The organism is Streptomyces sp. NPDC002057 (genome assembly GCF_040296665.1).
Lineage (GTDB): Bacteria > Actinomycetota > Actinomycetes > Streptomycetales > Streptomycetaceae > Streptomyces.
The window spans coordinates 183,787-207,771 of sequence record NZ_JBEOXR010000007.1 but is presented as its reverse complement, the minus strand read 5'-3'; the positions used below and the strand labels follow the sequence as shown (position 1 = coordinate 207,771).

Below are 23,985 nucleotides of genomic sequence, written 5' to 3'. Positions count from 1 at the left end.
TCCGGCTCAGCTGCCGTAGACCGGCATGGCGTAGACCCGCCCGCCACGGGCGACGAAGACGCGGTTGCCGTCGCTCACCAGCTGGTAGGCGCCCGCGCGCGGGACCGTCGCGGTGAAGAGACTCTCGTGGCTCGTCCTGTGGAGGACCTCGATCTGGCTGTTGTCGGGTGAGCTGACCCAGATCGTCGCGCCCGCCACGGCAGGGGGGTTGCGGGGACCGGAACTGGGGCCCAGGCCGTCCAGGACCGCCGACCAGTCGGAGACCGGGAAGTCGACGTCCAGCATCGTGCCGTAGCGGTAGACCTGGTAGCCCTTGACCGCGATGACGTAGTCGCCGTCGACGGTCAGGGTCTCCCAGGTGCTGTCGCCGTTCGCCTCCTCGTCCCACAGGTAGTCGCCGCGTTCGAGTCGGCGGGCCGTGAGCACCCGCCCGCCCAGGTAGGCGGTGTTGTCGCCGAGGACGGGTGTCTCGCCGTCGGTGCCCTGGTTCTTGACGTCCCAGTCCGTCTCGCCCGTCTCCGTGAAGAGGGCGGTGACATGGCCGTCCCTGCCGTGGATCACGAGCCGCTTCCTGCCCACCGCGGCCCTCGCGGGGCCGGTCGGGAAGCGGGGGGACGGCATCGGGCGCGTCCATGTGGTGGCGAGGGTCCAGGCGTCGAGCGCGCGGACCTCGTTCTTCCGGGTCACCAGGTAGACGTGGGTGTCGTCGGCGGCGAGGAGGTGGTCGACGTCGTCCTGGCTCTGCCAGACGGGCTTCCCGGTGGAGGCGACGAAGGCGTGCGCGACGCCGTTCTTGTCCACGCCCACGACGAGCCGGTCGGCGACGGAGACGAAGCCCGGGGCGGCGTCGATCTCCTTCGCCCGCCACCGCTCCTTGCCGTTCGTCACGGAGAGCGCGAGCAGCCCGCCCTCCGCCGCCTGCATGATCACCACGTCCCGTACGGGAAGCGGGAGCGGGCCGTTCGGCGCCGCGACCTGCCGGGGACCCCACAGGGGCTCGGGGCGCTCGCCGTACGGGGTGTCGATGATCGAGACGAAAGCCGCCTCGGGGGTCGGCACGGCGGGCGGCACATCGGCGGTCGGCGACTTCTCTCCCTCCCGGTTCAGCCACCAGGCTCCCGCCCCGCCGCCCGCGCCCAGGACCGCCACGCCCACCGCCGCGCCGGTGAGGAAGCGGCGCCGGGACGGCCCGGAGCCGGGCACGGCCGTCTCCTCGGGGGCCGCCAAACGCTTCGTCGCGGTCTCGCGCCGCCTGATGTCGTCGGCGAGCGGACCCTTGCGCCAGGCGCGGTCGGCGCCCTTCGGCGGGGCGAAGGCCTGGGCCACCTGCGGCGGGGACGGCCGGAAGGCCGGGTCCTTCGCCAGGCACGGGCCGATCAGCTCCTGGAGCTCCGCCGGCACCTGGCCGAGGTCCGGGGCGCCGTGCACGACCTCGTACTGCACGGCCGCCACGTGCGCCGCGACGAAGGCGCGCCGGCCGCTCGCCGCGAAGGCGAGGACCGCGCCGAGCGAGAACACGTCCGACGCCGGGCCGACGCGCTGCCCGAGGACCTGTTCCGGCGCGCCGTACCCCGGGGTGACCGGGATCTGCCCGGTCGTCGTGAGGGTGAGTCCGTGCTCGGGGCGGGCGATGCCGAAGTCGATGATCCGGGGACCGGTCGAGGTGAGCACGATGTTCGCGGGCTTCAGGTCGCGGTGGACGAGCCCGGCGGCGTGGATGTCCCGCAGCGTCCGGGCGAGCTGCGCGGCGAGGGCGCGGACCGTCGGCACGTCCATCGGCCCGTGGTCCTGGACGGCGACGTCCAGCGTCGGTCCCGCGAGGAACTCGGCGGCGATCCACGGCCGTCCGCCCTCCGTCCGCGCGTCGAGGACCCGCGCCACGCCGGGGCTGGTGACGGCCCGCGCCATGTCGGCCTCGCGGACGAAGCGCTGGGCGAGGTGCTGGTCGTGGGCGAGTTCGGGACGCAGGACCTTGACGGCCGCGGGGGCGCCGGAGCCGTCACGGCCGACGTACACCTTGCCCATGCCGCCCTCGCCGAGGATGCCGAGCAGGCGGTACGGGCCGAGCCGGAGCGGATCGCCGACGGCGAGGGGCTGCGTGGTCACGAGGGATGCTTTCCGGTTCTGTGGTGGGGAGGGCGGCTGGGGTGGGCGGGGCGGGGATCATTCGAACGGGATGGCCATGACGGACGTCTCCCCGGCCCCGATGACGCGGCTCCGCTCCTGGTCGACGACGTACCGCTGGGCGTCCGTCGGGAAGACCCAGGCCGAGGTGTGGGTCGACAGGTCGACCGCGCTCAGGCCGCCCCGTACGGGGGCGTAGGCGTACTTGGTGCCGATCACCGGCTTGGCCAGGGCGAGCGGGGTCAGCGGGCGGGTGCCGGGCTCCTCCGTCCAGCGCGTGAGCCCGTTGGTCGCGCCGACGGACACCAGCCCCTTGCCGGCCACGTTCGCGTAGACGAGGTTGCCCGCGACGGCGGGGACGCCGTAGCCCAGCGGATCGGTGCCGGTGCCGAACTCCCAGGCGATCGCCCCGTCCGACAGGCGGATCGCCCGCAGGCGGTCGCCGCCCGTGTAGATGTGCCGGTCGTCGATCGTGAGGTGGCCGGGGATGAGCGAGGCGGACTCCGTCAGCGGCAGCCGTCGCTTCCACAGCTGCCGGCCCGTGCGCACGTCCCGGGCCTGGAGCAGGAAGCTGTCGAGGTCACCGCTGTTCTTGCCGAGGATCAGCCGGTCTCCGACGACCTGGGCGAGCCAGGGCCGGACGCCGTCCCACTCGTACGCCTGCCGCCACGCCTCCTTGCCCGTCCGCAGGTTCACGGCGAGCAGCTGCCAGCCGACCTTGTCCGCGTCCGGGTCGATCTCCCGCTTGCCGAGGCGCGAGGCGGTGAAGAGGGTTCCACCGGACGCCGTCAGGAGCTGCGTCGTCGTTCCGTCGATGCCCTTCAGCTCGATGGTCCGTGCCGTCTCCTTGCCCGTGCGCGGCGCGAGGGTACGGATCTTCAGGAGACCCGGACCCTCGAACGGGCCGTCGGACAGGTAGTAGCTCGTGCCGTCGGTGGTGACCTGGTGGGGCTCCATGACCGCCGACTCCTCCCAGAGCTCCGCGCCGCTCTTCGTGTCGACGGCGCGGAAGGAGACCGTCTCCGCGAAGCCCACGACGTCGTCACCGGCGAGCAGTGGGGTGATCCGCTCCTCGCGGTCGAGGACCGTGCCCTGCCACAGCGGCTTGGGCGAGCCGTCGGCCGCGGTCGGGGCGGGGAGGGCGGTGGGACCGTCCGAGGCCTGGGAGCCGCCGGTGGACCGCGGGGCGTCCCGGGAGTTCAGCCACGCCCACCCTCCGGCGCCCGCCGCCGCGAGGCCGAGGAGGGAGCCGCCGCCGAGGGTGAGGGCGCGGCGGCGGGAGAGCGGGGTGCCGGGGACGGTCTCGGCCACGGCCGCGCCCGCCGGGGCGGGCAGCCGGTGCGGCGCGTGCAGCCAGACGTCGGTCGCGCGGCGGGCGATGTCGGCGAGGACCAGCGGCGGCAGGTGGTCGGCGAACTCGCCGTGTCCGTCGTGGAGTCGGTCGATCAGGGTGCCGGTGGTGGGGCGGGCGGCCGGGTCCTTGGAGAGGCAGGCCGTCAGGAGCGGCAGCAGCGCCTCCGGCACGCCGGTGAGGTCGGGATCGGCGTAGCGGACCCGGTAGAGGAGGTCGGCGGCGGAGCCCGTACCGAAGGGGCCGTGGCCGGCGGCGGCGAAGACGAGCACGCCGGCGAGGGCGAACACGTCGCCCGCGGGCGGGTGTTCCTGGCCGCTCGCCTGCTCCGGCGACATGAAGGCGGGGGTGCCGGCCGCCGCGCCCGTACGGGTGAGGTGCTCGTCACCGGCCGCGCGGGCGATGCCGAAGTCGATGATCTTCGGGCCGTACGCGGTGACGAGGACGTTCGACGGCTTGAGGTCGCGGTGGACGACGTCCGAGGAGTGCAGCTGGGCGAGGGCCCCGGCGAGCGCGGCGCCGAGGGCGCGGACGGTCGGCTCGGGGAGCGGGCCGCCGAGCGCGACGGCGTCGTCGAGCGGCGGGCCGAGGACGTACTCGGTGGCCAGCCACGGCGTCTCGGCCAGCGGGTCGGCGTCGACGACGGCCGCTCCGTGGCGCGCGCCGATGATCCGCGCCGCGTCCGCCTCCAGGCGGAAGCGGGCCCGGAAGGCGGGGTCGGTGGCGAGGCGGGCGTGCACGGTCTTGAGGGCGACGGTACGGCCGCCGGGGGTGCGCGCCAGATAGACCGTGCCCATGCCGCCGGAGCCGAGGCGGGCGAGGAGACGGTACGTGGCGACGGCGGCCGGGTCGTCGTGGGTCAGGGGCGACAGCATGGGATGTGGGGTCCGTCAGTCCGGGGGAGGGAGGGGGGGAGAGGCGAGGGCGGGGGTCTTCGGGGGTGGTCAGACCCGGGCCGGCGCGGGGAGTTCGGCGGCGAGGAGTTCGGAGGACTGCCGGGCCAGTGCGGCGACCACCCGGCCCGGCAGCCAGCCGGGGGCGAGCAGCGAGCCGGCCGAGTTCAGCACCGTCTCGTGCGTGGTCGGCGGCGCGAGCGCGGCCATCAGGGCGGCCGCCGTGGGCCGGTCCGCGGGGTCGCGGGCCAGACAGGAGGAGATCACCGGGCGCAGGGCGGGCGGGAGTTCGTCCCGCTCGGGAACGGTGTGACCGGTGGCGGCGTACGCGAGGACCGCGCCGAGCGCGAAGACGTCGCCCGGCGGGCGCGGACGGCCGCCCGAGGACTGCTCGGGGGCGAGCGCCCCGGGGTCGAGGCCGGGCAGGCCGGTGCGCGGTTCGCCGTCGGCCGAGGCGGCCCGCACCGCGCCGTAGCAGGTCAGCCGGGGGCCGTCGGCGGTGAGCAGGACGGCGGCGGGGGAGACCCCGGCGTGCGTGAGGCCCTGGCCGTGCGCGGCGGCCAGCGCCTCGGCGAGGGCGGCGCCGACGGCCCGGACGGTGGTCTCGGGCAGCGGGCCGCCGTGCACGGAGAGGGCCACCGGCAGCGGGAGCGCGGGAAGGTACGGGCTCGCGTACCAGGGGGCTTCGCCGGGGCCCGCCACTCCGGACACCGGGGCGATCCAGGCGCCGAGGAGGAAGCGGGCGGCGTCGGCCTCGACCGCGAACCGGGCGGGATCGGTGCCGGGCAGCGGGGTGCTGAGCAGCACGGTGTGCGCGCCGTCCTCGGTGCGGGCCACGAAGCGGCGGCAGGGGAGGGTGGCGTGGGGCGGGTCGAGGCGGGTGATCAGCCGGAAGGGCCCGATCCGCCGCGCGGAGTCCCTTTCCGTACGCGACTGTTCCACCGGTCCTGCCCCCCGTCGTCCGTGCGCCCCGTGGTGACGGGGGCATGTCGAGCCTACCGAGGCGGGGTCGCGGGGCCGTGCCCGGGAGGGGCGCCGGGGCGGGGCCGGCCGTGCGCCGGTCGTCGGGGCGGTGCCCGGGGCGGCCGTGAAGTGGTCCGGGAAGTCCGGGCTGTCCGGGTTCGCGAAGGTGAAGTGGGCATGCGGAGGCCGTGAAGATCCCGGGAGCGGCGCCGAATCCCTGTGGGGAGTGCTCGAACAGGTGCCCATGGGACTACGATCGCCGTGTTTCCGTGGGCACGGAACTTGCTGAGGCGAAGCCGGAACGATCACCGTCACGGGGGAGAGCATGTCGTTCGATCAGGAGTGGGCGTCGGTACGCACCACGTCCACCGCCAGCGTGGACATGAGGCTGAACCAGGTCGCTCCGGAACCCGGGAGCGGGGGCGGCGGAAACGCCGACCTCAACGTCGACCAGGACAAGCTCGGCGCCATCGGCGGCGCCGCCTACGCGCTGCACGGCCGGCTGGTCAAGGACGGGAACCACGCGCGGACGAACACGACGGAGGCGGCGACGGGCATGTCCAGCCACGGCTTCCTCACCGGGTCCGCGATGTCGACGGTGCAGGAGACGTGGGGCTCGCAGCTGAACACGCTGCTCGACGCCTGCGCCAACATCTCCAACCACCTCGACTACAGCGCGTCCTCGCACGCCAAGGAAGAGGCGGACATCCAGGCGGCCCTCGCGGCCTCCAAGATCAACGAGTACTTCAAGTAGGCGGGGGACCTGCTGTGCTGACCTTTGACAACGTGTACCAGGCACCGCTCGACAAGATGAAGTCCGCGGCCGACGACTGGTCCGCGATGAAGGGCAAGCTGGACAAGCTCGCCGAGGACGCCCGTACGACGATGGCGGCGAAGGCCAAGGACGAGTACTGGCGCGGGGTGAACGCCGAGGTCACGAAGCCCTTCGTGGACAAGACCGCGAAGGAGTTCGACGACGCGGCCAAGTCCGCCGACGGCATCCACAAGGTCCTGGAGGACGGCTACAACGCCTTCAAGAAGGCCAAGGACGACCTCAAGAAGATCGTGGACACGGAGGCGCCGACCAAGCGCTTCCGGGTGACCTCCGCCGGCAAGGTCGAGGCCGTCGAGCCGCTGTCGCAGACCAAGGACCAGGGGATGCGGCACGACCCCGACTTCCAGGACATGGTCCGCAAGGAGAGCGCCGACATCGCCGAGATGCAGCGGCGCATCGACGCGATCGTCGAGACCTGCGACGACGCGGACGTGTCCTGCTCCAACGCGCTCAAGGCCAACGTCACCGGCGACAAGCACAACTTCAGCGGGCCCAAGTACACCAGCCTCGACGCCGAGGAGGCGCAGCGCGCCGTCGACCTGGCGAAGAAGGGCCGGGACATCTCGCACGAGGAGCTGATGCGCCTCAACGAGCTGCTCAAGGACAACAGCGGCTCGAAGGAGTTCTCCCGGACCTTCTACGACGGCATGGGCCCGAAGGGCGCGCTGGAGTTCTTCGGCCAGCTCTCCACGGACACGTACGACTACACGAAGGTCGACAAGCAGCGCCTCGCCGACGTCCAGGACCTCCAGAAGAACCTGGGCCTGAACCTGGCCACGGCGACGCAGGGCGGCGACGCGTGGACCGACAAGTGGTCCACGGAGATGCGCAAGCTCGGCACGGAGCGCATCCCGCTGATCAAGTACGACAACAACCCGGCCTTCGGCTACCAGTTGCTCGGCGGCATCATGCGCTACGGCGACTACGACAAGAAGTTCCTGGTCCCGATCGCCGAACACGTCACCCAGCTCCACGCGAAGGACCCGTACCTCTTCGCGAACAGCAAGCCGATGATCAACGGCGGGCTGCAGAACCAGTACAACCCCTCCGGCGTCAACGGCGCCGGCTTCGACCCGATGGTCTCGATGCTGGAGGCGCTGGGGCACAGCCCCGAGGCGTCGAAGGAGTTCTTCTCGAAGGATCCGACGTCCTACAACAAGGACGGCAGCCTCGGCGGGACGGTGGACCTCAACGGCAAGAAGGACGGCAAGCAGGCCGACTACCTCGACTACTTCGCCAACAAGGACTACACCTTCTTCCCCGACATCGACGGGCACGACCCGGACGCCGCCAAGAAGTCGGCCGACTACATGCCCGACGCCCTCGGCCACGCGCTGGAGGCGGCGACGCTCGGCCACGCCTGGGACGACCCGACGCCGCAGCTGAAGCGGGACGAGACCACGGCCGAGATCATGACGGACGTCATGACGAAGTACGGCGACGACCCCGAGCTGCTCAAGAAGTGGCAGTCCCCGCTGTCGGACAGCCTCGGCAACATGGGCGCCGGCTACATCGACGACCTCAACTGGGGTCTGGACAAGAACAACCCGGACAGCGTCTTCAACCCCACGAAGGACCCGTCGGCCCACCCCGAGTTCGGGCGCGAGGCGACGGTCAAGTTCCTCAGCACCCTCGGTCAGCACCCGGACGCCTACGCGACGATCTCGACGGCCGAGCGCCTCTACACCACCAGCGTCCTCGAAGCACAGGTCGGCCCGGACGGAAAGATCGACGAGGGCCGCGCGCGGGGCGCGGTGTTCACGGGCGCCACCCTCCAGGGCCTGCTCGACGAGTCCCGGGGCGCGCAGGTCGAGGCCGAGGGCATGAAGAAGCACGAGGAGTACGAGAAGGCCCAGGCCGCCAAGGCCGGCTGGGTGGAGCTCGGCGCCACGGTGGGCATCGCGGCCGGTGTCGCCTTCCTTCCTGCCACCGCCGCGGTCGGCGCGGCCGCCATCCTCGTACCGCTCGCCGTCGACACCGGTTCGGGTGTCATGGAGCAGCTCGCCGGACAGGTCATCGGCGACTGGTCCGACAAGTCGATCGAGGAGAGCAAGGACAAGACCGAGGACAAGATCCACGAGGACAACGCGGCCATGTACACGGCCGGTCGGTACAGCGCCGAGTCCCCGATGGAACGGTTCCTGTACGAGCACCGCGGCCAGGTGAGCAGCGAGTTCCGCCAGGACATGATCGAGTCCGTGGGCAACGGCTACGGCATGGGCAACGATCACGCGAAGCAGACCGGCAACGCCCCCGAGACCGGCTGAGCACCGGTCGACGACTCCACGAGGAATCCCGATGAGAAGAGCATCCGCGTCCGTGTCGACGGTGTTGGCCCTCGGCCTGCTCCTCACCGCCTGCGGGGGCGGCGAGGAGGAGCCGCCGCAGGCCGCCCAGAAGTGCGACGGGACGCTGTCGCCCGCGGCCGTCGGGGCGCTCGAATCGGTCCTCGGCACGAAGGAGTTCCACTCGACCGGTGCCGGCCTCGATCGGACAGCGAAGGTGCTGACCGAGGACCGGGCGAGCACGGGCAGGCCGCCGGGCCACCCCGCGATGTGCGAGGTCGGCACGGACGCCGCCCCCAGGCTCGGGGTCAAGATCGACCTCAGGCTCTACGAGGCCGCCGACCTGTACGACGACGGCACCCAGTGGACGAAGTCCGGCCGGTACCTCTACGCGATGGGCCGGGAGACGAGCGCGGACAACAAGACCGCGCGCCTCTTCCTGGGCTGCGCCAGCCCGAACCTGAAGGGCGCGGACGGGCAGCCCGCCCCCATCGAGGGCGTGCTCACCTTCGACAAGTCGGCCAAGGGGGCCTACCCCGCCAACACCCCCGCCACCCGCGAGGCCTACCTCACCGTCCTCCACTCCGTCACGCTCGCGGTCGTGAAGGAACTGGGCTGCGAGAACGACGCGGGACTCACCGAGAAGCCCGTCTTCGAGGTGAGGAAGTGGCGGGGCGAGCAGTAGGGGCCGCGGCGGCCGCCGCGCTCCCCGCGCGGCCGGCCGGCCCCGTCAGTCCTCCGCCGGCACCCTCCCCGCCGACGGTGCCAGCTGGGAGACCAGCAGGACCGTCGTGCGGGTGATCAGGGCCGCCAGGAGGATCGTTCCGACGCCCTCGACCCGCAGTTCCGAGACCTTCGGGCCCAGCCAGGACAGCAGCCACCAGATGAGGGCGTCCTGGGCGAAGCCCGCCAGGCCGAGGGCGGCCAGGGCGGGGAGGGGGACGCGGCCCGAGGGGCCGATGTGGATCAGCTGGGTGAGGACCACCAGGACCACCGTGGCGACGAGGACGGAGAGGACGACGTCGACCGTCTCCGCGCCCAGGGTGATGCCGGGCAGCAGCGCCCCGGCGAGGGCCACGCCGACGAGGACGGCCGGCTTGCGTCTGCCTTGATCGCTCATGGGCGGACTCTGGCACAGCCGTCGCGGGTTGTGAAGATCCAGTGGAGACGGATCCCGTGGAGACCGTGATCGGAATCGAACCGACGTAACCCGCTTTGCAGGCGAGTCCCTCAACCACTCGGGCACACGGTCATGTGGTGCTTGATGACGACCGTAGGGCGGGGCCGGGTGGGGCTCAAGGGTTTCGGGGGCCGTGCCATGCGACTGCCATACCGCTGCCACACGCCGTTCACAGTCGTACGTCCAAGGGCTGAGTCGGATCGGGACTCCTGACAGGGGTCATTCATGACTTCACCTCTTACTCTGGGGGGATGAGCGCCCTCGAACCCCGCGACGCCGACGCGGCCACGGACCCGGACATATCCACCGACGCCGTGGGTAGACCCGGGCCCCCTGCCGCCGCCTACGACGACGCCGAGGGGTCCGTCCTCGACCCGGCCCACCGGGCGCTCAGCATCGGCATCGTCTCCGTCGTCCTGCTCATCGCCTTCGAGGCGACCGCCGTCGGCACCGCCATGCCGGTCGCCGCCCGCGAGCTGAACGGCGTCTCCCTCTACGCCTTCGCCTTCTCCGCGTACTTCACCACCAGCCTCTTCGCCATGGTGCTGGCCGGGCAGTGGTCCGACCGGCGCGGCCCGCTCGCGCCCCTGACCGCCGGGATCAGCGCCTTCGCCGCCGGACTGCTGCTCTCCGGGACCGCCGGCGCCATGTGGATGTTCATCCTCGGCCGGGCCGTCCAGGGCCTCGGCGGCGGGCTCGTGATCGTCGCCCTGTACGTGATCGTCGGGCGGGCCTACGCGGAACACCTCAGGCCCGCGATCATGGCCGCGTTCGCCGCGAGCTGGGTCATCCCGTCCGTCGTCGGCCCCCTCGCCGCCGGAACCGTCACCGAGCACCTCGGCTGGCGCTGGGTCTTCGTCGGCATCCCCGTCCTCGTCGTCTTCCCGCTGGCCCTCGCCCTCCCCGCGATCCGCCGCACCGCCTCCGGACCCGCCGACCCGGCCGCGCCCGTCTCCCCCTGGGACCGCCGCCGGATCCGGCTGGCGCTCGGCATCTCGGCGGGCGCGGCGCTCCTGCAGTACGCGGGCCAGGAGCTGCGCTGGCTCTCCCTGCTCCCGGCCGCCGTCGGCGTCGCCCTCCTCGTGCCCGCCGTCCGCGGTCTCCTGCCGCACGGCACCTACCGGGCCGCCCGCGGCCTGCCGTCCGTCGTCCTGCTGCGGGGCGTCGCGGCCGGAGCCTTCATCGCGGCCGAGTCCTTCGTGCCGCTGATGCTGGTCACCCAGCGGGGCCTGAGCCCCACCCTGGCCGGTCTCTCGCTCGCCCTGGGCGGCCTCACCTGGGCCCTCGGCTCCTGGATCCAGGCCCGGCCCTGGACGGAGCCGTACCGGGAGCGGCTGGTGGTCCTCGGCATGGTGCTGGTCGCGGTCGCCATCGCGGCCGCTCCGAGCGTCCTGATCACGGCGGTGCCGGTCTGGGTGATCGCGGCCGCCTGGGGCCTCGGCTGCCTCGGCATGGGCGCGGTGATCGCCTCGACGAGCGTGCTGCTCATGAAGCTCTCCGCGCCCGAGGAGGTCGGCGCGAACTCGGCCGCCCTGCAGATCTCGGACGGTCTCTCCAACGTCCTGCTCCTCGCCGCCGGAGGCGCCGCCTTCGCGGCCCTGGGCGGCGGCGCGGTCGGCCACGCGGTCACCTCCCACGCCTCCACCGGCTCCCATCCGGCGGCCTTCGCCGCGGTCTTCCTGCCGATGGCGGGCGTGGCGGCGGTGGGGGCGTGGGTGGCGACGCGGCTGCACGCGGCGCCGGTACGGGGCTGAGCAATCCGGTACCAGATTGACCCCATGGTGGTACCGTTCTGGTATGGCTATGAACCTGCGTCTCCGTGACGACCAGACCGAGGCCCTGAAGCAGCGCGCCGAGCAGGAGGGCACCAGCATGCACGCCCTCCTGCTGCGGGCCGTCGACGACTACCTGGCGCGGACCGCCCAGGAGGCCATCGTGCGCAGGACGGCCATGGAGCAGGCGACCAAGTGGCACGAGCTGATGGAGCGGCTCAAGTGACCTGCGTCTACCTCACCGGCGAAGACGTCCTGGTCATCGCCGAGCACGCGGTCGACGACCAGAAGATCGTCGTCCGGGACGCCGGACTCCTCGACTCGGCGGTGCACCGCCCCTCGGCCGCGATGTTCGGGGAGGAGGCGTATCCCGACCTCATGGGGAAGGCCGCCGCGCTCCTGCAGTCCCTGGCGGTCAACCATCCCTTCGTCGACGGCAACAAGCGCACGGCCTGGCTGTCCTGCGTCACCTTCCTCGCCATGAACGGAGTCCAGCTGCGGCCGGACATCGACACGGCGGAACGCCTGGTCATCGCCGTGGCGACCGGCGAGACCGACGAGGTCGGGGCGATCGCGGCAGGGCTGCGCGAGCTGATCGCCCCCGACGCGGGGTGAGTTCCCCCGCGACGTGAGCTGAATCGCAACCGGGCCCCACCCGCCCCGTCTCGTACGACGTTCCGGCCGGGCCGCCGGTAAGGTGGCCCGGTTGTCATATCTGGACGAGCGTCGAACCCGGAGATCGTGACTACTACCACCACCTCCTCCCATCACCTTTCTCCCGCCTTCCCCGGACGGGCCCCTTGGGGTACCGCGGGCAAGCTGCGCGCCTGGCAGCAGGGCGCCATGGAGAGGTACCTCCAGGAGCAGCCCCGTGACTTTCTCGCCGTCGCCACCCCCGGCGCCGGCAAGACCACCTTCGCCCTGACCCTCGCGTCCTGGCTGCTGCACCACCACGTCGTGCAGCAGATCACCGTCGTCGCGCCCACCGAGCACCTGAAGAAGCAGTGGGCCGCCGCCGCCGCGCGGATAGGCATCAAGCTCGACCCGGACTACAGCGCCGGGCCGCTCAGCAAGGAGTACGACGGGGTCGCCATCACCTACGCCGGAGTCGGCGTACGGCCCATGCTCCACCGCAACCGCTGCGAGCAGCGCAAGACCCTCGTCATCCTCGACGAGATCCACCACGCCGGAGACTCCAAGTCCTGGGGCGAGGCCTGCCTGGAGGCGTTCGAGCCCGCCACGCGGCGCCTCGCGCTGACCGGTACGCCCTTCCGGTCCGACACCAACCCCATCCCCTTCGTCACGTACGAGGAGGGGAACGACGGCATCCGGCGCTCCTCGGCCGACTACACGTACGGCTACGGCAACGCCCTCGGCGACGGCGTCGTCCGGCCCGTCATCTTCCTCTCCTACAGCGGCAACATGCGCTGGCGCACCAAGGCCGGCGACGAGATCGCCGCGCGCCTCGGCGAGCCGATGACCAAGGACGCCGTCTCGCAGGCCTGGCGCACCGCGCTGGACGCCAAGGGCGATTGGATGCCGAACGTGCTGCGCGCCGCCGACCAGCGGCTCACCGAGGTCCGCAAGTCCATCCCCGACGCGGGCGGCCTCGTCATCGCCTCCGACCAGGACTCGGCCCGCTCCTACGCCAAGCTGATCCGCGAGATCACCGGCACCAGGGCCACCGTCGTCCTCTCCGACGACACCGGCGCCTCGAACCGCATCGACGAGTTCAGCGAGAACAACGACCGCTGGATGGTCGCCGTCCGGATGGTGTCCGAGGGCGTCGACGTACCCCGCCTCTCCGTCGGCGTGTACGCGACGACGATCTCGACCCCGCTCTTCTTCGCGCAGGCCGTCGGCCGCTTCGTGCGTTCCCGCAGGCGCGGCGAGACCGCCTCCGTGTTCCTTCCCACGATCCCCAGCCTCCTCGGTTTCGCCAACGAGATGGAGGTCGAGCGCGACCACGTCCTCGACAAGCCCAAGAAGGCGGGCGAGGAGGACCCGTACGCCGAGTCCGAGAAGGAGATGGCGGAGGCGGAGCGGGAGCAGGACGAGGACACCGGCGAGCAGGACATGCTGCCCTTCGAGGCGCTGGAGTCCGACGCCGTCTTCGACCGCGTCCTCTACAACAGTGCCGAGTTCGGCATGCAGGCCCACCCCGGCAGCGCGGAGGAGCAGGACTACCTCGGCATCCCGGGCCTCCTCGAACCCGACCAGGTCCAGCTGCTGCTGCAGAAGCGCCAGGCCCGGCAGATCGCGCACAGCCGCAAGAAGCCGGACGACGAGGCGGACCTCCTGGAGCTTCCGGCGGAGCGGCGTCCTGTCGTTTCCCACAAGGAGCTGCTCGAACTGCGCAAGCAGCTCAACACGATGGTCGGCGCGTACGTCCACCAGACCGGCAAGCCCCACGGTGTGATCCACACGGAGCTGCGCCGGGTCTGCGGCGGACCGCCGAGCGCGGAGGCCACCGCCGGCCAGATCCGGGAACGGATCAAGAAGGTGCAGGAGTGGGCCACCCGGATGCGGTGACCCCCCGGTCCGCGGCCGGTGACCTCCCGGTCCCGCCGACCGCCCCCTGACGCCGCTGAGGCCCGTACGACGGCGTTCGTACGGGCCTCACTCGTGCCGCGGCGGCGGAACCATCGCCGGAACCGCCGGCGTGACCGGCAACGGAGACCGGCCCCCACGGTCGGTCTCCGGCGGCTCCCACGCTACGGGCACGACAAAGCCGATCTTGTCCGCCAAAGTCCCGCGTCCGACCGACGAAGGTCCCGAACCGTCTCGATACGGTCGCCGACGCCCGGATTCTGGACGAGGTCTTCCGCTGAGCGGAGCGGGTCGCTACTGTCCCGGCTCAAAAGCAAACGCCCCGTGGCAGCGCCGCCGCGGAGCGCAGCCGGTGTACCCCTTCCTGCCGGCGGCCTCTGACGTGCGTCGCCGACGGGACCGGCGACGCAACCCCGTGAGAGTCCCGCCGCCACTCACTCCGAAGGAGAGGGCGTCGTGACCGCGGAGACCTCCCAGACGCTCGACCGGGGACTCAGAGTCCTCAAACTGCTCGCCGACACCGACCACGGCCTGACGGTCACCGAGTTGTCCAACAAACTCGGTGTCAACCGGACGGTGGTCTACCGGCTGCTCGCCACCCTCGAACAGCACGCCCTCGTCCGCCGCGACCTCGGCGGACGCGCCCGCGTCGGCCTCGGGGTGCTGCGGCTCGGCCGCCAGGTCCACCCCCTCGTACGGGAGGCCGCGCTGCCCGCGCTGCGCTCGCTCGCCGAGGACATAGGCGCGACCGCGCACCTCACCCTCGTCGACGGGGCGGAGGCGCTCGCCGTCGCCGTCGTCGAACCGACCTGGACCGACTACCACGTCGCCTACCGGGCCGGTTTCCGTCACCCGCTCGACCGGGGCGCGGCGGGCCGCGCCATACTCGCCGCCCGGCAGGGCGGACTGATCGAACCCGGCTTCACCCTCACCCACGGCGAACTGGAGGCCGGCGCGAGCGGCGCCGCGGCACCGCTCGTCGGCGTGACCGGAGTCGAGGGCAGCGTCGGCGTCGTCATGCTCGCGGACGCGGTGCCGGAGCGGGTGGGGCCGCGGGTGGTGGACGCGGCCCGAGAGGTCGCGGACGCGCTGCGCTAGAGCCCGCGGAGACCGGACCGCGCCTCCGGCCCCCGCCGGGTCGCCGCCCCGCCCCTCCCGTGCGGGCGCCGTCCCGCAGGGTGGTGCGGCGGGTCGCGTGCCCCGTGACGGAGGCGGTCGTGCCCTCGGCCCAGGGGCGGGGCGGGGCCCAGTAGATTGGGGGTGTGCTCTCCCGTCTCTCTCGTCCCCGCGCGCTCGCGCTCTGCGCCCTTCCCATCGCCGCGCTCTTCGCCGTCGTCGGGCTCGCGCCGCTGCCGTACGCGATCGCGCAGCCCGGCACGACCGTCGACGTGCTCGGTGAGGACAACGGGACGGAGGTCATCTCGATCACCGGCGCCCCGGTCCGCGCGACCCAGGGGCAGCTGCGGATGACGACGATCGTCGCGACCGGACCGTCCGCCGACGTGGACCTCGCGGACGTGGCCGACGCCTGGTTCCGTACCGACCGGGCCGTCCTGCCGCACGACTCCGTCTACCCATCGGGGAAGTCCGACGCGGAGGTCGAGAAGCACAACCTCGGCCAGATGAAGGAGTCGCAGGACGCCGCCACCCTCGCCGCCCTCGGCTTCCTGGAGAAGGACCCCGAGCAGGTGAAGGTGGTGCTGAACCTCGCCGACATCGGCGGGCCCAGCGCCGGGCTGCTCTTCTCCCTCGGCATCGTCGACAAGCTCGACGGCGACGGAGACGGCGGAGACCTCACCGGCGGCCGGACCGTCGCCGGCACGGGCACCATCACGGCCGACGGCAAGGTCGGCGCCGTCGGCGGCGTCTCCCTCAAGACCCAGGCCGCCGCGCGGGACGGGGCCACCGTCTTCCTCGTACCGAAGGCGGAGTGCTCGGACGCCGAGGCCGAGCTGCCGAAGGGGATGCGGCTCGTCCCCGTGACCGCGCTCAGCGACGCCGTGGCGTCCCTCCGGGCTCTGGAGCAGGGGCAGGACGCGAAGGTTCCGGCCTGCTGATCTCCCCCGGCGCCGTGGCGTCCATGGTCCGCCAGGACGGGAAGACCAGCGGGGAGAGGGTGGTCAGGAAGTACAGCCCCCCGATGCCGAGCAGGGTCGAGGTCAGGCCGACGCGCTCGACGAGGAGGCCCGCCACCAGACCGCCCAGCGGGGTCGTGAGCAGCACCCCCGCCGTACTCGCGCCCATGACCCGGCTGCGCAGGGCGTCGGGGACCTGTTCGTACATGACCGTGGTCAGGATCGGGTTGAGGACCCCGACGCCGAACCCGGCCGCCGCCATCGTCACGAGCAGCGGCGCGGTGGTGTCGGTGAACGCGGCCACCACGTACGGCGGGGCGCCGCCGAGCAGGAAGCCGGCCGTGAAGACCGCCCGGCGCGGGAAGCGGTCCCCGACCGCCCCGTAGAGCAGGGCCCCGGCCAGGGCGCAGCCGCCGAAGACCGAGACGAGCAGGCCCTGGGCCGCCGGACCGCCCAGCGCCTCCCCGGCGTGGACGGGGAGCAGCACCGAACTCCAGCTCTGGCCGAGGCCGTTGGTCACCATCACCATGACGGTGATGCCGAGCAGCAGCCGGGCGCGGAACAGGAAGGCGTACCCCTGGCGCAGGTCCGCCCGGTAGCGGGCGGGGGAGAGGCGGGGGCCGTCCCGTACGGGCTCCGCCGAGGGCACCCCGCGCAGGCCCGCGGCGACCAGCAGCGCGGAGAGGGCGAAGGTGGCCGCGTCGAGGACGAGGACCGTGTCGGCGCCCATGAAGGCGATCAGGAGGCCGGCGGCCGCCGCGCCCGCCATCCGGGCCCCGCGCGACACGGCGTCGTACAGGCTGGCCGCCCGGGGGAGCGAGGTCCCGGCGCGCCGGGCGAGGTCGGGGACGAGCACGTGCCGGGCCATCTCCCCGGGCGCGTGGCACAGCCCGTTGACCGCCATCAGCGCGCACAGCATCCAGAACTCCAGGACGCCGGTGTGGTGCAGCAGCGGGATCGCGGCGAGCGCGAGCCCGCAGACCAGGTCGGAGGCGATGCTGACGCGGCGCCGCCCGAGCCGGTCGATGACCGGGCCGCCGGCGATCGCGGAGACGAGCACGGGCAGCGCGGCGCAGAAGGCGACCAGACCGGCCTTGCCGGGGCTTCCCGTGGTGTCGAGCGCGAACCACGGCACCCCGATGAGGGTGAGCGAATTGCCGGTGATGGAGACGGCGTTGGCGGTCAGTACGGTGGCCAGCGGGGTGCGGTCGTTCTTCGTCGTGTCCGTGCCCTCGCCCCCCGGCGCGGTGGGTGCGGCGCGTCCCCCCGGAGCGGTCATGCGGCCAGGGGGGCCGGGCGGCCGGTGGGCGTGGCCATCCGCAGGCCCCATTCGACCAGCTTCCAGCCGAGCCGGACGCGGAGGGCGAGGGAGGGCCGGTGGGGTGCGGTGCGCGACCGGGCGGCCGCGGCGGCGGCCCGGTGGAGCTCCCCGGCGCGCAGCCGGTGGAGGCGGAGGTGAAGGTCGGCGTGCATGACTGCGTGGTCCCTTCCGTCAGTTCCCGTGCTGGGGGAACGCGTGCAGATGGATCCGTACGCGCTCGGCGTCCGGCGCGTCCGCCTCCTCGACGTCCCGGTACTCCTCGATGAGGGCGTGCAGCCTCCCGTCGAGCTCGCGGAGCTTCTCGGGCGGCAGGCGCAGCGTGAAGTCGCTCATGTCGGAGGCGCCGAGCCAGCGCGGGTCCCAGTCGTGCCGGGTGCCGAGGTAGGTGCTCAGCTCCTGCGTGTGGATGGTCGCGACCTCGTGGACGTAGACGTCGAGTGCGCCCCGGATCTCCGGGTCCGGGTTCCGGTAGAGCGACTCGTCGACGCTCGTGCTCTGCGGGCCCGCCTTCCACCAGCGCTCCCGCCCCTTGCCGCGTGTCGGATCGTCCTGGACGAAGCCGTGGACCGCGAGCTGACGCAGGTGGTAGCTGGTCGCTCCGCTGGACTCGCCCAGCTGCGCCGCCAGTTGGGAGGCGGTGGCGGGTCCGTGGTGGCGCAGGGAGCGCAGCAGCTGGATGCGGAGAGGGTGGGCGAGCCCGCGCAGGGAGCGCGGGTCCAGGGTGCGGTGGGGGAGTTCCTCGGGCTCGGGCATGGCTCGACCGTAGGGTTGCAAAGGAAGGGCTGCAAGGGATTCTTTGCAACAGCTCCTTTGCAACTCCGGCGGCGGCGGAATCCCCTTGCCTCCGGCGTCCGGCGTCCGGCGTCCGGCGTCCGGCGTCCGGCCTCCGCTCTCCGCCCTCCGCTCCGCGCCCTCCGGCCGTTCCGCCCCGGCTACTCCCGCGCCGCCTGCTCCACCAGCGGGATGATGCGCAGGGGTACCGGGTTCTCCATCACGATCGCCGTGGACGCCCGGACGATGCCCTCGAAGCCGACCACCCGGTCGATCACCCGCTGGAGGTCCGCGTTCGAGCGGGCGACCAGGCGGCAGAGCATGTCGCCGTGGCCCGTCGTCGTGTGCAGTTCGAGGACCTCCGGCACCGTCGCCAGATGGCCCCGCACGTCCGCCCCCTGGCCCTGCTTGATCTCCAGCGTCGCGAAGGCCGTCACCGGGTAGCCCAGCGCCGCCGGGTCCACCTGCGGCCCGAAGCCGCGGATCACCCCGCTCGCCTGGAGCCGGTCGAGCCGTGCCTGCACCGTGCCCCGCGCCACCCCGAGCCGTCGGGAGGCCTCCAGGACCCCGATGCGCGGCTCGCGCGCCAGGAGCGCGATCAGCCGCCCGTCCAAATGATCGATCGCCACAGCGGCCTCCCCGTGGTCAGGATGTACAAGTCGCCCGGTCATCCTCGCGGATAGCTGTGCAACATGACCAGGGGAACAGCGAACTCTTGCGCACCTTGCAGAACGGAGGGACATTGCTGCCATGACTGAGACCATCGATCACACCCCCTCCACGGCGCGGCAGGCCGATCCCTTCCCCGTGAAGGGAATGGACGCGGTCGTCTTCGCCGTCGGCAACGCCAAGCAGGCCGCGCACTACTACTCCACGGCCTTCGGCATGAAGCTCGTCGCCTACTCCGGACCGGAGAACGGCAGCCGCGAGACCGCCAGCTACGTCCTCACCAACGGCGCCGCCCGCTTCGTGTTCACCTCCGTCATCAAGGTCTCCACCGACCGGGGCCGCTTCCTCGCCGACCACGTCGCCGAGCACGGCGACGGCGTCGTCGACCTGGCCATCGAGGTGCCGGACGCGCGCGCCGCCTACGCCTACGCCGTCGAGCACGGCGCCACCGGCCTCACCGAGCCGCACGAGGTGAAGGACGAGAACGGCACCGTCGTCCTCGCCGCCATCGCCACGTACGGCAAGACCCGCCACACCCTCGTCGAGCGCTCCGGCTACGACGGCCCGTACCTCCCGGGCTTCGTCGCCGCGAAGCCGATCGTCGAGCCGCCGGCCAAGCGCACCTTCCAGGCCATCGACCACTGCGTCGGCAACGTCGAGCTCGGCAGGATGAACGACTGGGTCGGCTTCTACAACAAGGTCATGGGCTTCACGAACATGAAGGAGTTCGTGGGCGACGACATCGCGACCGAGTACTCGGCGCTGATGTCGAAGGTCGTCGCGGACGGCACCCTCAAGGTGAAGTTCCCGATCAACGAGCCGGCGATCGCGAAGAAGAAGTCGCAGATCGACGAGTACCTGGAGTTCTACGGCGGCGCCGGCGTCCAGCACATCGCCCTCGCCACCAACGACATCGTCGCCACCGTGCGCGCGATGCGGGCCGCGGGCGTCTCCTTCCTCGACACCCCCGACTCGTACTACGACACCCTCGGCGAGTGGGCCGGCGAGACCCGCGTGCCCGTCGAGACCCTGCGCGAGCTGAAGATCCTTGTCGACCGCGACGAGGACGGCTACCTGCTGCAGATCTTCACCAAGCCGGTCCAGGACCGCCCGACCGTCTTCTTCGAGATGATCGAGCGCCACGGCTCCATGGGCTTCGGCAAGGGCAACTTCAAGGCGCTGTTCGAGGCCATCGAGCGCGAGCAGGAGAAGCGCGGCAACCTCTAGCACGCGTCCGTACGGTGAGGGGCCCGGGGCCATGCTCCGGGCCCCTCACCGTGCGCCACCTACCGGGTCGGCCCGGGCACCCGGCGACAGCCGGCCCCGGACCGGCCCTCGGCGTCCCGGCGGGACACGGGGCTCGCCCGGGACGCCGCACCCGTCGCGCCGGGCGGGGGCCGCCGGGCCGCCGAGGGCCGGCCCCGGGCCGCGAGACCCGCCCGGCGCCCGCGCCGTCACCCGCCCTACGGCTTCGCCGCCCCCGCCTGCTCCTGCGGCTCGGACGGCTCGGACGGCTTCGAGGAGCCCGCGGCCCGCGACGACTCCGCGGATTCCGACGCCCCAGACGCCCCCGCCGCCCCCGTGGCCTTCCGCTGCCGTCCGGGCGCGCCCGCCGCCGCGGTCGAGGGCTCGTCGGGCTCCTGGCGGAGTTCCTTCGGGAGCTCGTCCGGGGGCTCGCCCACGGCCGCCAGCGCCTCCGCCGCCTTCGGCGCGAGCAGCGGCGAGAACTCCGGGTTGATCCGCAGCGCCTCCGCCAGATGACGGCGGGCCGGTCCGGACTGTTCGAGGGCCCGCTCGATCTCGCCCCGGTGGTACGCGAACAGCGCGCTCCGCAGCCCCTCCTCCGTGGCCCGCTTCGCGAACTCCAGCGCCTCCGTCGGCCGGCCCGTCCGGAACAGCGCCCACCCCAGCGCGTCCGCGACCCGCACCGACCGGTGCCCGCGTGCCCACTCCGCCCGCATCCGGGTGACCGCGGCCGCCGGATCGCCGTGGTCCGCGTCGAGCAGCGCCAGGGGCACCTCACCCCGGGCCCAGGTACCCGTCCGCAGGCGCGCGTACTGGGCCCGCGCCTCACCGTCCCGGCCGAGCGACTCGTACAGCTCGCCCATCTCCAGGACGTACTCCGGCAGCGGCAGCCGGGCCAGGGCCGCCCGCCACTCCCGCAGCGCCTCGTCGGTGCGGCCGAGCGCCGTGAGCGCCCGCGCCCGGCCCGCGAGCGAGGGCCCGTGGTCCCGTACGAGCCGCAGCGCCGTCCCGTACCGGGTCAGCGCCTCCTCCGGCTCGCCCCGCTCCCACGCCAGGTCCCCGAGCCGGGCGAGCGCCGCCGCCTTCTCCGCGCCCGTCTCCGCGAGCGCCGCCGCCGCCAGGGCCGCCGCGTCGGCGTCCTCGCGCCAGCCCCGGTCCCGGTAGGTCTGCGCCGCCCTGGTCCGCACCACCGCGCCCGCGTGGAGCCCCTCCAGGCCCTCCATCGCCTTCTGGGCCGCCTTGTAGTCGCCGAGGCCGTTGTACGCGTCCATCAGGACCGGGTACGCGGACCAGCGGCGCGGGTCCGCCTTCCGCACCCGCTCGCCCCACTCCCTGGCCGTCTTCCAGTCGCCGCGCGCCCCCGCGAGCGCCCCCAGCCCCAGCTGCGCGTCCAGGTTGCCGCGCGCGGCGGGCTTCTCCGCGAGGGAGCGCCGCAGCGCCCGTTCGGCCCGCGGATAGTCCCGTACGTCACCGAGGCGCGTCCCGCGCTCCGTGTACGCCGCGCCCAACTCCGCCCAGGACGCCTCGTCGTCCGGGTGGGCCCGCAGCCACGTCTCCCGGTCGGTGATCAGCGCGGCCAGGTCGGGCAGCGCGGCCTGCGCGCCCGCGTGTGCCGCGATCGTCGCCCGCTCCGCTGGGCCGGGCGGGCGCGGCGGCCCCTGGCCGACCAGCTCGGGGAGGTACACCAGCGCCGTGGCCGCGAGCACCGCGCCCACTCCGGCCGCCAGGACCGTCCTCGACACGTTCTGCGTCTTCATGGCGCTCACTGTGCGCCCGCCCGCACCTGTACGAAGAGCACACGAAGCGCCCGCCCCGGCGGGTTCACACCGATGGCCCCGGGTGCCACGCTGGACGTATGGACGATCTTCTGACGCGGCTGCGCGCCGGGCTGCCCGCCGAGGCACTGCTCACCGACCCGGACGTGACCGCCTCCTACGCGAACGACATGGCGAGCTTCTGCGAGGCCGGCAGCCCCGCGGTCGTGGTGCTCCCGCGCACCGTGGAGCAGGTCCAGCACGTCATGCGCACCGCCACCGAGTTCCGCGTCCCGGTCGTCCCCCAGGGGGCCCGTACCGGTCTCTCCGGCGGCGCCAACGCCTCCGAGGGCTGCATCGTGCTCTCCCTGGTCAAGATGGACCGGATCCTGGAGATCAACCCGGTCGACCGGATCGCCGTCGTCGAACCGGGCGTGGTCAACGCCGTGCTGTCACGCGCTGTCGCCGAACACGGCCTGTACTACCCGCCGGACCCGTCCAGCTGGGAGACGTGCACCATCGGCGGGAACATCGGCACGGCCTCCGGCGGCCTGTGCTGCGTGAAGTACGGGGTGACCGCCGAGTACGTCCTCGGCCTCGACGTCGTCCTCGCCGACGGCCGCCTCCTGACCACCGGCCGCCGCACCGCCAAGGGCGTCGCCGGCTATGACCTGACCAGGCTCTTCGTCGGTTCGGAGGGCAGTCTCGGCATCGTCGTGGGGGCCGTGCTCGCCCTCAGGCCGCAGCCCCCGGCGCAGCTCGCGCTCGTCGCCGAGTTCCCCTCCGCGGCCGCCGCCTGCGCGGCCGTCTGCACGATCATGGAGCGCGGTCACACCCCGTCGCTCCTCGAACTCATGGACCGCACCACGGTCCAGGCGGTCAACAGGCTGGCGCGCATGGGGCTGCCCGACACCACCGAGGCGCTGCTCCTGTGCGCCTTCGACACCCCGGACCCGGCCGCCGACCTGGCCGCCGTCGGGGAGCTGTGCGGGGCGGCGGGGGCCACCGAGGTCGTCCCGGCCGCGGACGCCGCCGAGTCCGAACTCCTCCTCCAGGCGCGCCGGCTCTCCCTCACGGCCCTGGAGACGATCAAGTCCGCGACGATGATCGACGACGTGTGCGTGCCGCGGACGCGGCTCGCCGAGATGCTCGACGGCACGGCGGCCGTCGCGGAGAAGTACGGCCTGACCATCGGCGTCTGCGCGCACGCCGGTGACGGCAACACCCATCCCGTCGTCTGCTTCGACCACACCGACGAGGACGAGTCGCGGCGCGCGCGGGAGTCCTTCGACGAGATCATGGCGCTCGGGCTCGCGCTGGGCGGCACGATCACCGGCGAACACGGCGTGGGCGTCCTCAAGAAGGAGTGGCTGGCGCGGGAGCTGGGGCCGGTCGGTCTGGAACTCCAGCGCGGGATCAAGGCGACGTTCGACCCGCTGGGCCTCCTCAACCCCGGAAAGCTCTTCTGACTCCGTACCGAGCCCTCCGGCACGGGGGTCACAGCTCGCCGTCCTGCGACTCGTCCGACGGCCACGGGTCGCGCAGCCACAGCTCGTCGGTGGCCGCGGCGGTCGCCAGGAGTTCGGCGAGGCCGTCGTCGATGCCGAGCCGCTCGGACTCGGTGCCCGGCGGCACCGCGCGCAGGGTCCGCTCCAGCCAGGCGGACACCTGCGAGGACGGGGCTTCGAGGAGGGCGTCGCCGTCGGGGGAGGAGAGCGCCATCAGGATGACACCGCGCCCGTCGACCTTGGTGGGCCAGATCCGCACGTCGCCGTGCCCGCACGCCCGGAACACGCCCTCGACCAGCAGTTCGCGTGCGAACGTCCAGTTGACCGGGTGGTCCGTGCCGATGTGGAAGGTGATGTGGACGGCGTAGGGGTCGTCGGTGCGGTAGGCGAGGCGGGCGGGGACGGGGACGGCGCGCTCGGGGGAGAGCACCAGCTTCAGCTCCAGCTCGCGCTCGACGGTGGTGTTGTCGGTGTTCTGCATGGTCGTACTCCCTCTCGCGGACCGGCCCCTGGTGGGCCTTCACTGGGAGAGAGCGGGGTCCCCACGGTTCATTACGCGACTTCGGGAAGTTTTTTCGGGAAGTTTTTCCTGGCCGCTCCGGGGCAGGGGTATGTAACGGCCCGAACATCACCGGGAGTGATCGATTCCGGTACGTGTCCCCCCGAAGGCGGCCTTTCTCGCGGGCTCT

21 protein-coding genes and 1 tRNA gene are annotated in these 23,985 nt (G+C 72.8%); 11 read left to right on the top strand and 11 right to left on the bottom strand.

The annotated features are described in order from the left end of the window. Positions 1 to 6: 6 nt before the first annotated feature. From ABT129_RS09100 to ABT129_RS09090, 3 genes are all read right to left on the bottom strand, one after another. Positions 7 to 2,106 (bottom strand): serine/threonine-protein kinase, encoded by a 2,100-nt coding sequence (locus ABT129_RS09100; protein ID WP_351898499.1) that lies wholly within the window; start codon positions 2,104 to 2,106, stop codon positions 7 to 9. A gap of 57 nt (positions 2,107 to 2,163) precedes the next feature. After that, complete coding sequence (locus tag ABT129_RS09095) at positions 2,164 to 4,350, bottom strand: serine/threonine-protein kinase (RefSeq protein WP_351898496.1); 2,187 nt, start codon at positions 4,348 to 4,350, stop codon at positions 2,164 to 2,166. A gap of 69 nt (positions 4,351 to 4,419) precedes the next feature. Next, on the bottom strand, positions 4,420 to 5,310 hold the full coding sequence (locus ABT129_RS09090; RefSeq protein ID WP_351898494.1) for a protein kinase family protein: 891 nt from the start codon (positions 5,308 to 5,310) through the stop codon (positions 4,420 to 4,422). Between the two features lie 346 nt (positions 5,311 to 5,656). Between ABT129_RS09090 and ABT129_RS09085 the strand changes: the two genes are divergently transcribed. Genes ABT129_RS09085 through ABT129_RS09075 form a run of 3 tightly spaced genes read left to right on the top strand, consistent with a single transcriptional unit; the run spans position 5,657 to position 9,136 of the window. After that, positions 5,657 to 6,085: a hypothetical protein gene (locus ABT129_RS09085; RefSeq protein WP_351898491.1), complete on the top strand. Its 429-nt coding sequence runs from the start codon at positions 5,657 to 5,659 to the stop codon at positions 6,083 to 6,085. Between the two features lie 14 nt (positions 6,086 to 6,099). After that, on the top strand, positions 6,100 to 8,433 hold the full coding sequence (locus ABT129_RS09080) for a hypothetical protein (RefSeq protein ID WP_351898489.1): 2,334 nt from the start codon (positions 6,100 to 6,102) through the stop codon (positions 8,431 to 8,433). Positions 8,434 to 8,464: 31 nt separating this feature from the next. Then, positions 8,465 to 9,136 (top strand): hypothetical protein, encoded by a 672-nt coding sequence (locus ABT129_RS09075; RefSeq protein ID WP_351898486.1) that lies wholly within the window; start codon positions 8,465 to 8,467, stop codon positions 9,134 to 9,136. A 45-nt stretch (positions 9,137 to 9,181) separates the two neighbouring features. Here the strand turns inward: ABT129_RS09075 and ABT129_RS09070 are convergent, their stop codons facing one another. Both ABT129_RS09070 and ABT129_RS09065 read right to left on the bottom strand, forming a co-directional pair. Beyond that, complete coding sequence (locus ABT129_RS09070) at positions 9,182 to 9,571, bottom strand: hypothetical protein (protein WP_351898484.1); 390 nt, start codon at positions 9,569 to 9,571, stop codon at positions 9,182 to 9,184. A 57-nt stretch (positions 9,572 to 9,628) separates the two neighbouring features. Further along, positions 9,629 to 9,703 (bottom strand) — tRNA-Cys (locus ABT129_RS09065). 179 nt (positions 9,704 to 9,882) lie between these two features. Between ABT129_RS09065 and ABT129_RS09060 the strand changes: the two genes are divergently transcribed. The 6 genes from ABT129_RS09060 to ABT129_RS09035 all read left to right on the top strand — a co-directional run bounded on the left by ABT129_RS09060 (position 9,883) and on the right by ABT129_RS09035 (position 16,010). Continuing rightward, complete coding sequence (locus ABT129_RS09060; protein ID WP_351898481.1) at positions 9,883 to 11,385, top strand: MFS transporter; 1,503 nt, start codon at positions 9,883 to 9,885, stop codon at positions 11,383 to 11,385. 43 nt (positions 11,386 to 11,428) lie between these two features. Continuing rightward, positions 11,429 to 11,629 (top strand): ribbon-helix-helix protein, CopG family, encoded by a 201-nt coding sequence (locus ABT129_RS09055; RefSeq protein ID WP_351898479.1) that lies wholly within the window; start codon positions 11,429 to 11,431, stop codon positions 11,627 to 11,629. Next, complete coding sequence (locus tag ABT129_RS09050) at positions 11,626 to 12,018, top strand: type II toxin-antitoxin system death-on-curing family toxin (RefSeq protein ID WP_351898476.1); 393 nt, start codon at positions 11,626 to 11,628, stop codon at positions 12,016 to 12,018. The genes ABT129_RS09055 and ABT129_RS09050 overlap by 4 nt, the downstream gene beginning before the upstream one ends. 126 nt (positions 12,019 to 12,144) lie before the next feature. Further along, positions 12,145 to 13,935: a DEAD/DEAH box helicase gene (locus tag ABT129_RS09045; protein WP_502981694.1), complete on the top strand. Its 1,791-nt coding sequence runs from the start codon at positions 12,145 to 12,147 to the stop codon at positions 13,933 to 13,935. Positions 13,936 to 14,409: 474 nt separating this feature from the next. After that, positions 14,410 to 15,051, top strand: a complete 642-nt coding sequence (locus ABT129_RS09040; protein ID WP_015033894.1) for an IclR family transcriptional regulator — start codon at positions 14,410 to 14,412, stop codon at positions 15,049 to 15,051. A gap of 164 nt (positions 15,052 to 15,215) precedes the next feature. Beyond that, positions 15,216 to 16,010 carry a S16 family serine protease gene (locus tag ABT129_RS09035; RefSeq protein ID WP_351898474.1) on the top strand — a complete coding sequence of 265 codons (795 nt, stop codon included), beginning with the start codon at positions 15,216 to 15,218 and terminating at the stop codon, positions 16,008 to 16,010. Here ABT129_RS09035 and ABT129_RS09030 read toward each other — a convergent pair. The 4 genes from ABT129_RS09030 to ABT129_RS09015 all read right to left on the bottom strand — a co-directional run bounded on the left by ABT129_RS09030 (position 15,943) and on the right by ABT129_RS09015 (position 18,749). After that, entirely contained in the window at positions 15,943 to 17,307 is a 1,365-nt protein-coding gene (locus ABT129_RS09030) for an MFS transporter (RefSeq protein ID WP_351898471.1), read from the bottom strand. The two genes, ABT129_RS09035 and ABT129_RS09030, sit on opposite strands and share 68 nt — an antisense overlap. Beyond that, complete coding sequence (locus tag ABT129_RS09025) at positions 17,304 to 17,501, bottom strand: hypothetical protein (RefSeq protein WP_351898469.1); 198 nt, start codon at positions 17,499 to 17,501, stop codon at positions 17,304 to 17,306. The genes ABT129_RS09030 and ABT129_RS09025 overlap by 4 nt, the downstream gene beginning before the upstream one ends. A 19-nt stretch (positions 17,502 to 17,520) precedes the next feature. Further along, on the bottom strand, positions 17,521 to 18,102 hold the full coding sequence (locus ABT129_RS09020; protein ID WP_351898466.1) for an ArsR/SmtB family transcription factor: 582 nt from the start codon (positions 18,100 to 18,102) through the stop codon (positions 17,521 to 17,523). Between the two features lie 179 nt (positions 18,103 to 18,281). Next, complete coding sequence (locus tag ABT129_RS09015; protein WP_351898464.1) at positions 18,282 to 18,749, bottom strand: Lrp/AsnC family transcriptional regulator; 468 nt, start codon at positions 18,747 to 18,749, stop codon at positions 18,282 to 18,284. 121 nt (positions 18,750 to 18,870) lie between these two features. On the opposite strand from ABT129_RS09015, the gene hppD reads away from it, so the two are divergent. Then, complete coding sequence (hppD, locus tag ABT129_RS09010; RefSeq protein WP_351898462.1) at positions 18,871 to 20,016, top strand: 4-hydroxyphenylpyruvate dioxygenase; 1,146 nt, start codon at positions 18,871 to 18,873, stop codon at positions 20,014 to 20,016. 236 nt (positions 20,017 to 20,252) lie between these two features. On the opposite strand, the gene ABT129_RS09005 is transcribed toward hppD, so the two are convergent. Continuing rightward, positions 20,253 to 21,791 (bottom strand): tetratricopeptide repeat protein, encoded by a 1,539-nt coding sequence (locus tag ABT129_RS09005; protein WP_351898459.1) that lies wholly within the window; start codon positions 21,789 to 21,791, stop codon positions 20,253 to 20,255. A gap of 98 nt (positions 21,792 to 21,889) precedes the next feature. Between ABT129_RS09005 and ABT129_RS09000 the strand changes: the two genes are divergently transcribed. After that, on the top strand, positions 21,890 to 23,257 hold the full coding sequence (locus ABT129_RS09000) for an FAD-binding oxidoreductase (protein ID WP_351898457.1): 1,368 nt from the start codon (positions 21,890 to 21,892) through the stop codon (positions 23,255 to 23,257). A gap of 28 nt (positions 23,258 to 23,285) precedes the next feature. On the opposite strand, the gene ABT129_RS08995 is transcribed toward ABT129_RS09000, so the two are convergent. After that, entirely contained in the window at positions 23,286 to 23,777 is a 492-nt protein-coding gene (locus ABT129_RS08995; protein WP_351898455.1) for an SsgA family sporulation/cell division regulator, read from the bottom strand. Positions 23,778 to 23,985 lie beyond the last annotated feature (208 nt).

Excerpts from the sequence above, each read along its gene's own strand:
- ABT129_RS09095 (WP_351898496.1), bottom strand. The coding sequence starts at position 4,350 with ATGCTGTCGCCCCTGACCCACGACGACCCGGCCGCCGTCGCCACGTAC.
- ABT129_RS09085 (WP_351898491.1), top strand. The coding sequence starts at position 5,657 with ATGTCGTTCGATCAGGAGTGGGCGTCGGTACGCACCACGTCCACCGCC.
- ABT129_RS09075 (WP_351898486.1), top strand. The coding sequence starts at position 8,465 with ATGAGAAGAGCATCCGCGTCCGTGTCGACGGTGTTGGCCCTCGGCCTG.
- ABT129_RS09070 (WP_351898484.1), bottom strand. The coding sequence starts at position 9,571 with ATGAGCGATCAAGGCAGACGCAAGCCGGCCGTCCTCGTCGGCGTGGCC.
- ABT129_RS09060 (WP_351898481.1), top strand. The coding sequence starts at position 9,883 with ATGAGCGCCCTCGAACCCCGCGACGCCGACGCGGCCACGGACCCGGAC.
- ABT129_RS09055 (WP_351898479.1), top strand. The coding sequence starts at position 11,429 with ATGGCTATGAACCTGCGTCTCCGTGACGACCAGACCGAGGCCCTGAAG.
- ABT129_RS09030 (WP_351898471.1), bottom strand. The coding sequence starts at position 17,307 with ATGACCGCTCCGGGGGGACGCGCCGCACCCACCGCGCCGGGGGGCGAG.
- ABT129_RS09025 (WP_351898469.1), bottom strand. The coding sequence starts at position 17,501 with ATGCACGCCGACCTTCACCTCCGCCTCCACCGGCTGCGCGCCGGGGAG.
- ABT129_RS09020 (WP_351898466.1), bottom strand. The coding sequence starts at position 18,102 with ATGCCCGAGCCCGAGGAACTCCCCCACCGCACCCTGGACCCGCGCTCC.
- hppD (WP_351898462.1), top strand. The coding sequence starts at position 18,871 with ATGACTGAGACCATCGATCACACCCCCTCCACGGCGCGGCAGGCCGAT.
- ABT129_RS09005 (WP_351898459.1), bottom strand. The coding sequence starts at position 21,791 with ATGAAGACGCAGAACGTGTCGAGGACGGTCCTGGCGGCCGGAGTGGGC.
- ABT129_RS09000 (WP_351898457.1), top strand. The coding sequence starts at position 21,890 with ATGGACGATCTTCTGACGCGGCTGCGCGCCGGGCTGCCCGCCGAGGCA.
- ABT129_RS08995 (WP_351898455.1), bottom strand. The coding sequence starts at position 23,777 with ATGCAGAACACCGACAACACCACCGTCGAGCGCGAGCTGGAGCTGAAG.